The sequence below is a fragment of the Burkholderia sp. Bmkn7 genome, from assembly GCF_041103175.1.
Taxonomy (GTDB): domain Bacteria; phylum Pseudomonadota; class Gammaproteobacteria; order Burkholderiales; family Burkholderiaceae; genus Burkholderia; species Burkholderia cepacia.
Map to the genome: position 1 here is coordinate 1254740 of NZ_JBGCUH010000002.1, position 12800 is coordinate 1267539.

Sequence of the window (12800 nt, forward strand, 5' to 3'; positions counted from 1 at the left end):
CTAGCCGAACGCGGCAGGGCTGTCCACGGGCGCGGTCGTCCGGCGGGGTCGGCCGCCGCGCGGCTTCGCGTCACGTCAGCGCGCTGTCATGCGTCCGCGGTGCCCGGCAGCGCTTCCAGCACGCGGTTGCGTCCGCCGGACTTCGCCCGGTACAGCGCCTCGTCGGCACGCTGCAGCAGCGTCGCGGCATTCAGGCGGCCGTCGGCCGAGGTCGCCGCGCCGATGCTCGCCGTGACACGTCCGTACGGGCTTTTCACGTGCTCGATGCCGAGCTCCGCGATCGCGCGCCGGATACCTTCGGCGACGGTCACCGCGCCTTGCGCATCGGTGTCGGGCAGCGTGACGACGAATTCCTCGCCGCCATAGCGCGCGACGTGATCGCTGTCGCGACGCAGGCAGCGCGACGCGGTTTGCGCGACGCGCCGCAGCACGTCGTCGCCGGCCGGATGGCCGTAGTAGTCGTTGAACGCCTTGAAGTGATCGACGTCGACGAACAGCACCGACAGCGGGCGGCCGCTGCGTGACGCACGCTGCGCCTCCTTCGTGAGCACCGTGTCGAACGTGCCGCGGTTGTCGAGGCCCGTCAGCGCATCGGTGTGCGCGAGCCGGTACAGCTTCGATTCGGCGACCTGCCGGCGCTTCAGTTCGCGCGACAGCGCCAGCGAGCCCCACGCGATGAACCCGGTGAACAGGCACATCAGCACGACGGTCCAGATCGCGCGGTGGTGCCACGACGCGTAGATGTCGACCTCGGCGGGCGCGACGTCGACGATCAGCGGCAGGCCGGCAAGATGCTTGTAAACATAGACGCGCCGCACGCCGTCGATGCTGCCGACGCCCGACAGCACGCCTTCCTGCCTGCGCAGCGCCTCGATGAACAGCGGCGACCCGCGCAGGTCGATGCCGACCACGCGCGCGTCGTAGGGCAGGCGGCTCACGAGCGTGCCGTTGAGCTCGGCGATGGCCGCGCTCCCGTGCTTGCCGACCGCGAGGCCGTCGAGCAGCGCGCGGAAGTAGTCGATGCTGAGCGTGCCGACGACGATGCCGCCGAACGAGCCGTCGGGCAGCGTGATCCGGCGGCTGAGCGCGATCGTCAGCGCGCCGCCGCGCAGCCGGGATGCGTACGGCCGACTGATATAGAGGCCCTGCGCGACATCGTTGCGGTGCACGGCGAAATAGTCGCGATCCGCAAAGTTGCCTTGCCGCGCGGGCGATGCGCTCGAATCGATCACGATATTGCCGTGCGCATCCATCACGAACAGCGACCCGAGATATTCGCCGGTGGCGGCGCGGTCGAACAGCAGCCGATGGCGCTGGCGGGGCGGCAATGTGGTCAGTTCCGGATCGGCGACGCCGTCGAGGACGTTCTGCAGCGACAAATCGTAGAGCTCGATATTGCGCGCGATATCGCGTTCGATCAGCAGCATCAGGTTGCGTGCATTTTCGACCGCATGGTCATATGCATCGCGTCGCGCCTCGATTAAAAGCGCCGTGGAAAGCCCCCAGCTGAACATCAGCAGCAAAATCCCCGCAACGAGCACGCCGCGGGGCGACAGAATGCGTGCCACGATCGACGCCGTATGGCGGCGCAGCGTGGCGGGCAGCGTGAATGACTTCATCCTCGAGGGCGGCGGGCGGCGGATATCGCGTCGTTGGCGATTCCGCTCGCTGTTGATTTCGAATCGGGCCGCATTATCTCGCGAATTCGCGGCATTCGTGTGCGCATGCAAAAGATGCATGCCCGGGCGGCGATTTGAAACGGTTACGCATCGTTACCGCTTTAGGTGCGGGTGATTTGATTTGAATCAATTGCCGATATCGGTCATTTTGTCTGAATAATCCCGTGATTACCCGGCGATTATGTGTGCCGTCGCGGTAGCTGGCGGATTGCGACAAGGTGGCGACAAGGTGGCGGAGAAACACCGTGGCAGCGGAAAACCGGATGACCACCCGATGCGCATGGTTTTTTTACCGGCGCGCGGCGACGGCCCGGCCGGCCCGGTCGCGACGCGGCCAACCCCTTGATTCTGCGAAATCTCCGGAGCGGCCGCGGGTGGCGGCACCTGAGCTGCCCCCGTGACGAATCAGGTAGAATCCGCGCTTCGCCGCAGGCGCCCGCCGCGCAACGCGTATCGGGGCCGCATCGAATGCATCGCAGGACGCGCCCCGCGCTCCGATTCCGCATGCGCCGGCTACGGATGCCGGCCCGCTCAACGTTCGTCTCGTTTATGTCCGCACTTCCGAAATCCGACCAACCCGGTTCGTCCGCGAACCCACCCAAGCTTCATCGCGCGCTGAAGGCGCGCCACCTGACGATGATCGCCATCGGCGGCTCGATCGGCACGGGCCTGTTCGTCGCGTCCGGCGCGTCGATCTCGCAGGCCGGCCCCGGCGGCGCGATGGTCGCGTACATGCTGATCGGCCTGATGGTCTACTTCCTGATGACGAGCCTCGGCGAAATGGCCGCGTTCATGCCGGTGTCGGGCTCGTTCGCGACCTACGGCGCGAAATACGTGGACGAGGGCTTCGGTTTCGCGCTCGGCTGGAACTACTGGTACAACTGGGCCGTGACGATCGCGGTGGAGCTCGTCGCCGCGCAGCTCGTGATGCATTACTGGTTTCCGGACGTGCCCGGCGTGTGGTGGAGCGCGGCGTTCCTCGGCGTGATGTTCCTGCTCAACGCGCTGACCGTGCGCGGCTTCGGCGAAGCCGAATACTGGTTCGCGCTGATCAAGGTCGTCACGGTGGTCGCGTTCATCGGCGTCGGCCTGCTGATGATCTTCGGCATTCTGAAGGGCGCGCCAAGCAACGGCTGGGGCAACCTGACGATCGGCGACGCCCCGTTCGCGGGCGGCCTGCCGGCGTTGATGGGCGTCGCGATGATCGCCGGCTTCTCGTTCCAGGGCACCGAGCTGATCGGCGTCGCGGCCGGCGAATCGGAAAACCCGCGCACGACGATCCCGCGCGCGGTGCGCCAGGTGTTCTGGCGGATCCTGCTGTTCTACGTGTTCGCGATCTTCGTGATCGGCGTGCTGATTCCCTACACCGACCCGAACTTGCTGAAGACGGACGTGACCGACATCGGCGTGAGCCCGTTCACGCTCGTGTTCCGCCACGCGGGCCTCGCATTCGCGGCCGGCGTGATGAACGCGGTGATCCTCACGGCCGTGCTGTCGGCCGGCAACTCGGGCATGTACGCATCCACGCGGATGCTCTACAACCTCGCGACCGAAGGCCGTGCGCCGAGGATTTTCGCGAAGCTGTCGCGCGGCGGCGTGCCGCGCAACGCGCTGTACGCGACGACGGCCGTCGGCGCGCTGTGCTTCTTCACGTCGCTGTACGGCGACAAGACCGTGTACCTGTGGCTGCTGAACACGTCGGGGATGACGGGCTTCATCGCATGGCTCGGCATCGCGGTCAGCCACTACCGGTTCCGCAAGGGCTACGTGAAGCAGGGCTACGCGCTCGACCAGCTGCCGTACCAGTCGAAGTGGTTCCCGTTCGGCCCGCTGTTCGCGTTCGTGCTGTGCCTCGTGATCGCGCTCGGGCAGGACTATCAGGCGTTCCTCGCGAACCGGATCGACTGGGCCGGCGTGGCCGCGACCTATGTCGGCATTCCGCTGTTCCTCGTCGTGTGGCTCGGCTTCCGGTTCCTGAAGAAAAGCCGTTTCGTGCGCTACGAGGACATGGAAATCGCGCCGTGGATCGCCGCGAGCCGCGGCGCGCAGCGGCAGCCGGTGGCGAACCGCGAAACCGCGGGCTGACGCGGGCGCGGCGTACAGCCGCGCGGCATGCGATGAAACGGGAAGCCGCGCGCTTCCCGTTTTTTTTGCCCGGCTTTTGCCTGCACGGGGTCAAAGCCGGTTATATTGCCCGACCCTACCGGGCCATGGCCCGGCCGGCGCGGGGCGCGCAGCGCGGATCGGCATCCGGCGCGCGCGCGGTGCGGCGGCCGGCGAGATGCCCGGCGTTTTCATCGTTCCATCCGGGCCGATAGGCCCGCGGAGCGCGCAACCCAGAGGAATCCATGAGCGCATCACCCGCCGAGCGGAAGGCCGGACCCGTTTCCATCGTGCGAATCGAAGCCGCGATCAACGCGTGGCGTGAAGTGTACCCGCCGGCGCCCGACGGCGAGGACGGCTACGCGCTCGATGCCGGCAGCAATTGCCTCGCGGAACTGTACGGCACGATGATCTGCTACCAGCTGCCGGACGTGCCGCTCGACTCGCTGAGCGACGCACAGCGCGACGCGCTCTACGCGACCGAGGTGTGACGGACGGCGCGTGACGCCGCCATGCCGCGGCGTCGATCAGGCAACGGGAAGCTCGCGGGCTTCCCGTTTTGCTTTGGGTGGCGCCGGGCGGGGGCCGTGCGTGGCGGATCGCGCCGCCTGCGGTATCGTGACGACATCGTCCGGCCGGGGTTGACCGCCGGATCGCTGTCCGGGAGACATCGAACATGGAGTTGAGACACCTCCGCTACTTCGTCGCGGTTGCCGAAGAGCGGAATTTCACGCGGGCGGCCGAACGGCTGCATATCGCGCAGCCGCCGCTGAGCCGGCAGATCCAGCAGCTCGAGGAAGCGCTCGGCGTGCCGCTGTTCGAGCGCAACGCGCGGCCGCTGAAGCTGACCGACGCGGGGCGCTTCTTCTATTCGCACGCGGTGCAGCTGCTCGCACAGACGACCGAGCTCGAATCGATGACGAAGCGGGTCGGCAAGATCGAACGCAGCATGTCGGTCGGCTTCGTCGGCTCGACGCTGTACGGGATGCTGCCGAAGATCATCCGGCGCTTTCGCAGCGAGTATCCGGCCGTCGAGCTGAGCCTGCACGAGATGTCGACGATGGACCAGATCAAGGCGCTGAAGGAAGGGCGCATCGACGTCGGGTTCGGGCGCATCCGCCACGAGGACCCGAGCGTGCGGCGCGTCGTGCTGCGCGAGGAGCGGATGATCGTCGCGCTGCCGGTCGGCCATGTGCTCGACAGCGCGAAGCCCGTGCTGTCGCTGCACGATCTCGTGAACGACACGCTGATCATCTTTCCGAAGGCGCCGCGCCCGAGTTATGCGGACCAGGTGCTCGCGGCCTTTCACGATCGCGCGCTGCAGCCGCGCAAGATCTACGAGACGCGCGAACTGCAGATCGCGCTCGGTCTCGTCGCGATGGGCGAGGGCGTGTCGGTGGTGCCGCACAGCGTGTACGGGCTGAAGCGCGACGACATCAGCTACAAGCCGCTCGACGATCCGAACCTCGTGTCGCCGATCATCATGAGCATGCGGATGCTCGACGAATCGGAAGACATCCGCGCGATGCAGGCGCTGATCTACCGGCTGTACGACGAGGCGCAGATGGAGTATCTGCCGCCGCAGCCCGAATGAACGCGCGGGCGGTGGGGGCTTGCTTGACGCTGGGCGCGGGCGCGGGCCAACATCGCCGGATCCGGCAAGGCCGCCGAGGCGCGGCCGCTTTCATGCAGACGACAGGCACATGACCGACATTCCGATCGAGGAGACAACCGTCGAGACGCCGCAAGGGCGCCTCTTCGTGAAACGCTGGCGCGGCGGCCCGGTGCAACGGGCAGCGGGTGCGGGCGAGCCGGCCGCCTCCGAGCCGGCCACGCCTGAGCCGGCCGCACCTAAGCCGGCCGCGCCGATCGTGCTGCTGCACGATTCGCTTGGCTGCGTCGACCTGTGGCGCGACTTCCCCGCGCAGCTCGCGAGCGCCACCCAGCGCGACGTGATCGCCTACGACCGCCTCGGCTTCGGCCGCTCGGACCGGCACCCGGGGAAACTCGGCACGACGTTCGTGCGCGACGAGGCCGACCATGCGTTCGCCGCATTGCTCGACCAACTCGATGTCGACGCGTTCGTCGCGTTGGGGCACAGCGTCGGCGGCGGGATGGCGGTCGGGTGTGCCGCCGCTTATCCGGCGCGTTGCCGTGCGCTCGTGACGATCGCCGCGCAGGCATTCGTCGAGGATCGCACGCTGGCCGGCATTCGCGATGCGGGGCAGCAGTTCGACGAGCCAGGTCAGCTCGACCGGCTCGCGCGCTATCACGGCGACAAGGCCGAATGGGTGCTGCGCGCGTGGGTCGACACGTGGCTGTCGCCGGCGTTTCGCCACTGGAGTCTCGACGACGAACTGCCGCGCGTGCAATGCGCGACGCTCGCGATTCACGGCGAAGACGATGAATACGGGTCCGACGTGCATCCGAAGCGGATCGCCGCGCGCGTCGCGGGGCCGTCGTCTTATCTGTTGCTCGGCCGGTGCGGGCACATGCCGCACCGCGAGCGGACCGACGACGTGCTCGACGCGGTGAAGGATTTCCTGACGCGGCATGGGGTGTGAGCGCAGGATGGTCGTGCGATGAGTTGTTGATCCGCCGTCCTGGCCTGAAAACAGAGGAATCGTTCGCGCCTGTGCAGTTGACCCGCGCGAGACCGACGAGGGGGACTGCATAAGACGACAACCATCGGGTTGAAACAAGAAATGGCGACCTCACGGACGCCGAGTTGAGTATGTGACCGCACTGTGTCGGTATTTTTTCTGAATCGATATTGAGCGGATGGTGTTTTTACCTTGCTGTGAGCAGTTAGGGCTAGATCTCTAATGGAAATGGGCCGGAGATGTCGCTCGAGCGTTTCTTTAAGAATCAACATGTAGTAAATTCCCAGTCTTTCCGGGGTGGTTCTGTGGCGGCACGTGAGGTCGGGGAACCATTTGTTCGCAGCAAAGTGCGGGCATGGGCGCGGGCGTATCCAATAAGAATGTCGAACGAGTGACGCATGAACATGATCGAACTGGCACAGGCCATTCGCGGTGGCCTGATTCAGCAAGACCGGCTGCTGAAATCTGAAATTCCGAGTCTACCCAGCAATACGTTATTACCCCGCAGGGCGGTTACCCATGTCGAATTAGGCCGGGATTTCGCCGTCGAGCTTGACATGGTATCAACGGCTGGCGACATCGAACTGAAGACGCTTATCGCACAACAGATGACGTTGTGGATTCAGCAAGAGGACAAATCTTATCTGCCGATCAACGGCTATATCCATACGGCCCGCCGATTGGGCGCCGATGGCGGCTTGACTGCCTATCAGTTGAGTTTCGCGTCGTGGATGCATTTCCTGAAGTTCCGCAGTGATATGCGGCATTGGCAGGACAAACCGGTCGACGAGATCGTCACGGATGTGTTCAACGCGCATCCTCAGGCGCAAGGGCAATTCCAGTTCGTGTTGTCCAAGCCGCTGCCATCGCGCTCATATTGCCGGCAAAGCGAAACGGACTGGAATTTCGTGCATCGGCTGCTGGAGTCCGAGGGGTTGTACGGCTTCTGGCGACAGGCGAACGACGGCAAGTCGCATACGTTCGTGATCGTCGACGATATCCACAATCTGGACAAGATGTCTCCGGAGACCGTGCGGTTCTACCGCTCAGGCGCGAATAGCGAGGCCAACGCGTTCACCCAGTGGTCCGGATCGCGCACGCTGCAAAGCGTGACCTACACGACCCGAACATTCGACTACAAGGCCCCCGCGTCGTCGTTCAGCCCGAAAGGCACGTCGTTGCCGTCGCGGCTGGATCAAGGCGACTTGCCCAGCCAGCTCGAGATCTATTCGTACACGGGCGCGTACACCTATTCGGATCAGGATCGTGGCGATCATTTGACCCAAATCCATCTTGAAGAATGGGAATCGCGCGCAAAGCGCTTCCATGGCGCGGGCGGTGTCCGTGGCATTGATGCTGGGCTTCGTTTCCGTCTGGAGAATCACCCCGAGCACGACAGCGATTCGGAGAGCCAACGGGAATTCGCTGCGATCAAGGTTTCCCGGTATATCGAGAATAATCTGCCGCTTTCCGGACAAGAAAAGAACTTTCCGCATAGCCTGAAGGGGCGGGTCGATGAAGCCATGGCCGGCTACTCGGGCGACGCGTCGCTCACGATTCGCCATTCCGACGGCAGCGAAGGTTTCTTCCTAGTACAGGTCGAAGCGCAGCGTGTCACGGTCCCGTACCGCAGTCCGTTTGAGCACACGAAGCCGGTGATGCATCTGGAGACGGCGATGGTGGTTGGACCAAAGGGTGAAGAGGTTTATACGGATGCGCTCAACCGGATCAAGATCCGGTTCATTTGGGATCGTCTCAACCCTGGCGACGAGAAGGCCTCTTGCTGGGTGCGCGTTGCGCAATCGGATACAGGCGGAGGGTACGGCGGTATTCACGTTCCGCGTGTCGGCGAAGAGGTCATCGTAGGGCATGTCGGGGGGGACTGTGATCGCCCAATTGTTTTGCATCGCGTATTCAATGGCGCCGTCCGGCCTCAGTGGCACAGCAACGGCATTCTGTCGGGTTACCGGACTAAGGAATACGCCGGGGCCGGCTTTAACGAACTAGCGTTGGACGACGCTACTGGACAAAACCGCGTTCGGCTGATGAGCAGCACCGGCAACAGCCTGTTGCATCTCGGGTACCTAGTTGAGCAGAGCGGCAATATGCGCGGCTCGTATCTCGGCAGCGGCTTTGACTTGAAGACGGACCATTACGGTGCTGTGCGAGCGAATCGTGGGCTTTACGTGAGCACACACTCGAAGGAAATGAGCAGCCAGGCATTGGATGCAGGCGAATCGCGAGGACAACTCGTGAACGCCGAGAGTCTGATGGAGACTTTATCGGATGCCAGTGTCCAGGCTCGCGCGGAAGGCACGAAAGAGGGGTATGGTGCGCTCAAGGCCTTCAGTGCTGCGATGGAGCAGAATACCGCCGGCGCTTCGACGGGCGGTCGAACTGCGGGTGGCGGAATGGGCAATGCAAATGGATTCTCGAAGCCGATATTGCTGATGGCGAGCCCGGCGGGCATTGCGTTGTCCACTCAACAGTCAACGCAAGTTGCAGCAGATCAGCACGTTAACCTCGTCAGCGGCGAAAGTACGCACGTTGTGGCCGGCAAATCCCTGCTTGCGACCATCGGTGAAAAGCTCAGTATCTTTGTTCAGAACGCTGGCATGAAGCTGTTTGCGGCCCACGGGAAGGTGGAACTCCAGGCGCAAGGAAATGCCATGGCACTCGCCGCCCTCAAGGACGTCACAATCACAAGCAGCAATGGAAGAGTAGTGCTGTCAGCTGAAAAGGAGATCTGGGTCGGAGCGGGCGGCTCATACATCAAGATCAGCGGTAGCGGGATCGAAAACGGCACGCCCGGGCAGATCCTGGAGAAGTGTGCATCGTGGGAAAAGACTGGCGCAGCAAGCGCAACGGTGCCCCTGCCTGTCATGCCAATAACGAAGCAGGAATCCGGCGACCAGCACTTTGTGCTTCGATCGCATGACGGTAAGCCCGTCCCGAATCAGAAATACCGAATGTCGATCGGCGATGACGTAATCGAAGGCACGACCGATGCGAGCGGAAAAACGCAAGTCGTGGAAGGCTACGTCGGACAGCCCGTCCACTTTGAAATCGTGGATGACGTCTACGACGAGCATTTCGTCGTGCGAGATGCTTTTGGCGAGCCGATCGCGAACATGCCCTATCAGATACGTGCGGAGGACGGTCGCCTCATCGAGGGCATGACCGATGACGAAGGCAAAACCTCATTGTTTACCAGCGAAAAGATCGTAAAAGTGGATTTGCTCTATAGGCCCGGCAATCATGATGACTATCCCGCAGACACCGGAGTGAACTAATGGATCCAGTTACATTGAGCTCATCCGCGACGAGTGATACGACCATCACAGCGGGCAAGGATTGCACGGCTGGCAGATTCATCACCGAAGACGAAGGTTGGAAAGTCGTGAACGTGGCGGCCACATGGGAAGGTACGCCATATCGCATGGTTGGCGCTGCGTCGGAAAAGTCCGTTCTCGGAGACTGTTCGGGGTCGACGAACAAGATTTATGTGGAGGCCGGATTTCCCTATCCATATCAGACGACTGCGTCATTTGCGGCTTTTGCGCGAACCACGAATCGCTTTCGTAAAATTGATCCGGCGAAACAGAAGTTGCAGGCGGGAGACGTGTTGCTCTGGGATGGCCATATGGCAATCTATGCGCCGTTTACGCCCGACAGCCCGAAATATGACGGAAACCTGTACAAGCGCGGGCAGAAAAAGTACAACAACATGTACACTGCGTTCAATGGCCGGACTCACCACCCATACGGGCCGTACAACATCGAAGTATTTCGGAGCGATCCGTACACGGTGTATCGATACTACATCCTACCGTCTGCCGACGATTGCAAATGATGAAGAGTGCGAAGCGATTTTTGATCGGGGCGATTATGACGATGGCGGCCACATGCACACAGGCCTTCGAGTTCGAAGATGCGGTGCCGCTGACGATCGGCGCGATACAGGGCAACGCCCGGCCATCTGACGTCGAGGTGTCGCTGGATGGGAAAACAGTCACCGTTTCCGCACGATTGAGTAATGAAACGCATGCTTTGGTGAAGAGGGGGTATTACGCATACACACCACTGTTTCACCGTCTTGGCGCTGGCGAGGAGAATTATGACAAAAGCTTTTCTGATTTGAAGGTGACCTTCGACGGAAAAGCGATTCCGCTCGTCACTGGGCGGCGCGCGTTTTTTCTCGGCAAGGACGTGACAGGCGAGGTAAGGGCGGCAGGCCTGGATCCGCTTCCGAGTGAAGAGAGCGATCTCGCGAAAGTTGCTCGAATTAAACCTCAGTTGGGAATGAAACTGAGCGATGGCCGCGATTGGGAAGGTTTCGTGTCGTACTCCTGGGTCATTCCAGTGCCGGCTGATTCGACGGGCGTATTGACCATCCGCTATCAGGCACTGCCGCAGTTCAGTCTCGATGAGGTGACGAGTGCGCGTTTTGCCCGTCTCGTCGAGCAGCACTGCGGCGACGTCGCGCAAGTGACACAAAGGCTGCACGCGATGGATGCGGGATCCGGACAGATTCTGGTTCAGCGATACGTGGTGCCCGTTTCCTTCATAAACAGGGCGCCGGTCAAAGTGAGCCTGTCGCAGCCAAGCCCCGACTGGATGGGCGGACGACCGTTGTTGTCGCTCACGTGCGGCTTGACCCCGCGCGACGGTGCGTCGCTTCCTGCAACAGGCCGGATCGACGATTCGGATGCGAATTTATCGATTCTGGTTATTTCGAGCCCGGCACGTTAACTATCGCTGCAAATCAAAAAATCGTACGACGAACGGCTTACAGTTCTGCAAGTGCATCAGGAGAAACAGGCAATGGCCCAGGCACAAGGAAAGGTCACCCCTAAAAATGATTCGGCAGGGGTTGAGGTCAATATTTGTCAGCCCCAATGGATCGATGAGCAAGAAACGTTCAAGATCGCCAACAGTCCTCCGCGTACGGCAAATCTGACGTTCTCTGGGGCAGACCTTAATTACCTGGCCCGGGTGTTGTATGCGGAGTCGAGCGGAGCAGGGATACTGCCCGATGAAAGCGATCGCCGGATCGAGAAAGAGGCTCTGTTGAACGTTTTCTATTTCAGATTGAATCGAAAGGGATATCCAAGAAACGATTATATTGCTAAGACGTTTTCCATGGTTTGCAATGCTGCTGGTCAATTTGACTCGTTGCAGCCGAAGCCGAGGCCGAAATTCATTAATTCCGGAAATCCGAAGTATAAGGCGTTGGGGAAGAGCGAGTGTTCTGATTTGCAGGAATCGATCGACGCAGTGAAGGCTTTCATTGCAGGTGGGCCGAACTCGAAATATATATACGATAACTTCAGATCCCGCTCCTCGCGTCATAGTGGCACGATTATCGGCAACTCAAAGTTTTGGCTTTCGGAATTGGGTAAGGAAGAATCCGATGCAGTGCGCTAAATGGATCAAGACTACGCTCGCTGCAGCCTTGTTTGCATTCGGGGGCGCGGCAAGCGTCGCTGATGCGGCGAATTCAGGCGCAGACAATCCGGTACACAAGCTGGAGATCGGTCGGCTGACGATTTTCCAGAAGTACTCGGAGTACCTGCGGTTCGTCTTGGCTGATGACAGGCAAATCGCCGTGACCGATACGGCGGGCTACTATTGGCCATTGGTGAGCGCCGACACGCAGGGGCGCTTCTACATCGGCAACAGGGTCATCGATAGCGCCAATGGTCGTGTGGTAAAAGCCGACGCAGATCGACGAGCCATCGTCCTCGGCGCTCATTACACCGTGTCTGCTGACGATGTTCGTCATTCGGTGAAGGTCCGGCGTGGTGGGCACGAGTGCGAAGTCAATGTCAGGAAACTGGGCCTTGATCCGGCAGACGGAAGTGCCAGCGAGTTTCTGCGCGGTGCCGTCCGCTTCGTTGATGCGGACGGGCCGCTGGTCGGCCTGGTAACGTTGGGCGGCAATCAGGCCGGCGATACTCGTTATCTTGCCGTCCGTATTTCGCCCGAGACATGCGCCGTAAAATCGACCGATCTCGGCAACCCGGATTATCTGTTTGAACTGGGTTGGACACCGAACGGACATTGGTGGATAACGGGCACGACCGAGGGAACGTTGATCCGCTCCGTTGATGGCATCACGTGGGTCACGACCCAATTGCCTGATACGATTTCCCAGGCTGTCAGTGCGTACGTTGCCGATCCGAACCATGTCTGGCTCGCAGCCAATTATGCGCATATGGCGGACAAGGACAATCCCGAGATCGTGTATTCGGAGGATGGTGGCAAGACATGGACGCCGCTCACGTGGCAGAGCAGCTTGATGTCCCGTATCCCGCCATACTGGCTGGAAGGGCAAATGCGTTCTAGAAGCAAGCCTGTCATGAACGAGTCCAAGACTCGCTGACACAAGTCATCGAGCGACGATGCGGGCGGA

At 61.7% G+C, this 12800-nt stretch carries 10 protein-coding genes; 9 read left to right on the forward strand and 1 reads right to left on the reverse strand.

Annotated features, from left to right (window positions below):
• Window positions 1–86: 86 nt before the first annotated feature.
• The gene (locus AB3K92_RS11610; protein ID WP_124590089.1) at window positions 87–1619 is read right to left on the reverse strand and encodes a diguanylate cyclase; all 1533 of its coding nucleotides are present in this window, start codon (window positions 1617–1619) and stop codon (window positions 87–89) included.
• Between the two features lie 609 nt (window positions 1620–2228).
• On the opposite strand from AB3K92_RS11610, the gene AB3K92_RS11615 reads away from it, so the two are divergent.
• From AB3K92_RS11615 to AB3K92_RS11655, 9 genes are all read left to right on the forward strand, one after another.
• On the forward strand, window positions 2229–3764 hold the full coding sequence (locus tag AB3K92_RS11615) for an amino acid permease (protein ID WP_042973318.1): 1536 nt from the start codon (window positions 2229–2231) through the stop codon (window positions 3762–3764).
• A gap of 263 nt (window positions 3765–4027) precedes the next feature.
• Window positions 4028–4273, forward strand: coding sequence for a DUF3717 domain-containing protein (locus tag AB3K92_RS11620; protein ID WP_042973317.1), 246 nt, complete (start codon window positions 4028–4030; stop codon window positions 4271–4273).
• A gap of 185 nt (window positions 4274–4458) precedes the next feature.
• Complete coding sequence (locus AB3K92_RS11625; protein ID WP_021157347.1) at window positions 4459–5376, forward strand: LysR family transcriptional regulator; 918 nt, start codon at window positions 4459–4461, stop codon at window positions 5374–5376.
• A gap of 109 nt (window positions 5377–5485) precedes the next feature.
• Entirely contained in the window at window positions 5486–6346 is an 861-nt protein-coding gene (locus tag AB3K92_RS11630) for an alpha/beta fold hydrolase (RefSeq protein WP_369465094.1), read from the forward strand.
• 437 nt (window positions 6347–6783) lie between these two features.
• Window positions 6784–9678: a type VI secretion system Vgr family protein gene (locus AB3K92_RS11635; protein WP_081057292.1), complete on the forward strand. Its 2895-nt coding sequence runs from the start codon at window positions 6784–6786 to the stop codon at window positions 9676–9678.
• Window positions 9678–10238, forward strand: coding sequence for an NlpC/P60 family protein (locus AB3K92_RS11640; RefSeq protein ID WP_046549398.1), 561 nt, complete (start codon window positions 9678–9680; stop codon window positions 10236–10238). Before AB3K92_RS11635 ends, AB3K92_RS11640 begins: the two co-directional genes overlap by 1 nt.
• On the forward strand, window positions 10238–11137 hold the full coding sequence (locus AB3K92_RS11645) for a hypothetical protein (RefSeq protein ID WP_124468646.1): 900 nt from the start codon (window positions 10238–10240) through the stop codon (window positions 11135–11137). Before AB3K92_RS11640 ends, AB3K92_RS11645 begins: the two co-directional genes overlap by 1 nt.
• A 72-nt stretch (window positions 11138–11209) precedes the next feature.
• Window positions 11210–11812, forward strand: a complete 603-nt coding sequence (locus AB3K92_RS11650; RefSeq protein WP_124468644.1) for a hypothetical protein — start codon at window positions 11210–11212, stop codon at window positions 11810–11812.
• Complete coding sequence (locus tag AB3K92_RS11655; protein WP_219705987.1) at window positions 11799–12770, forward strand: hypothetical protein; 972 nt, start codon at window positions 11799–11801, stop codon at window positions 12768–12770. The genes AB3K92_RS11650 and AB3K92_RS11655 overlap by 14 nt, the downstream gene beginning before the upstream one ends.
• Window positions 12771–12800: the final 30 nt, after the last annotated feature.

What these genes read in the sequence shown, in the direction of transcription:
- AB3K92_RS11645 (WP_124468646.1), top strand. Translation starts at nt 10,238, where the DNA reads ATGAAGAGTGCGAAGCGATTTTTGATCGGGGCGATTATGACGATGGCG.
- AB3K92_RS11620 (WP_042973317.1), top strand. Translation starts at nt 4,028, where the DNA reads ATGAGCGCATCACCCGCCGAGCGGAAGGCCGGACCCGTTTCCATCGTG.
- AB3K92_RS11640 (WP_046549398.1), top strand. Translation starts at nt 9,678, where the DNA reads ATGGATCCAGTTACATTGAGCTCATCCGCGACGAGTGATACGACCATC.
- AB3K92_RS11655 (WP_219705987.1), top strand. Translation starts at nt 11,799, where the DNA reads ATGCAGTGCGCTAAATGGATCAAGACTACGCTCGCTGCAGCCTTGTTT.
- AB3K92_RS11625 (WP_021157347.1), top strand. Translation starts at nt 4,459, where the DNA reads ATGGAGTTGAGACACCTCCGCTACTTCGTCGCGGTTGCCGAAGAGCGG.
- AB3K92_RS11635 (WP_081057292.1), top strand. Translation starts at nt 6,784, where the DNA reads ATGAACATGATCGAACTGGCACAGGCCATTCGCGGTGGCCTGATTCAG.
- AB3K92_RS11615 (WP_042973318.1), top strand. Translation starts at nt 2,229, where the DNA reads ATGTCCGCACTTCCGAAATCCGACCAACCCGGTTCGTCCGCGAACCCA.
- AB3K92_RS11610 (WP_124590089.1), bottom strand. Translation starts at nt 1,619, where the DNA reads ATGAAGTCATTCACGCTGCCCGCCACGCTGCGCCGCCATACGGCGTCG.
- AB3K92_RS11650 (WP_124468644.1), top strand. Translation starts at nt 11,210, where the DNA reads ATGGCCCAGGCACAAGGAAAGGTCACCCCTAAAAATGATTCGGCAGGG.
- AB3K92_RS11630 (WP_369465094.1), top strand. Translation starts at nt 5,486, where the DNA reads ATGACCGACATTCCGATCGAGGAGACAACCGTCGAGACGCCGCAAGGG.